Source organism: Microbacterium sp. GbtcB4 (assembly GCF_019091465.1).
GTDB classification, from domain to species: Bacteria; Actinomycetota; Actinomycetes; order Actinomycetales; family Microbacteriaceae; genus Microbacterium; species Microbacterium paraoxydans.
In genome coordinates this window covers 1-261 of sequence record NZ_JAGXJJ010000221.1, presented here as the reverse complement: position 1 = coordinate 261, position 261 = coordinate 1, and the positions used below count along the sequence as shown (strand labels likewise).

Sequence of the window (261 nt, the reverse complement as noted above, 5' to 3'; positions counted from 1 at the left end):
AAAATAAAATTCGTTCTGTTCTACCTTATCTATGTGCGTAATAAAACGCGCTCCGGGATGATAGTTTTTGATATAATGGAAGCCGTCATCCGTAATGATAGCCCGCGAAGGCGTATAATTATACCAGAAATGCGGCTCCATAGATGTTTCAGCAAAAATGTATTGATGGTGGTTTTTCTTTTTATTTAACAACACATTTTTAAAGGATGCACCATCCAGTTCATTATGCGTTGCACCGCCTCCAAGATCGATCAGGGTAGG

The 261-nt window shown here is 39.5% G+C and carries 1 protein-coding gene; it reads right to left on the bottom strand.

Annotated elements, in window-relative coordinates; translation table 11 throughout:
• Nucleotides 1–261: hypothetical protein (locus tag KVS71_RS17755; protein ID WP_217585194.1), on the bottom strand; the 261-nt coding region annotated here is incomplete at both ends.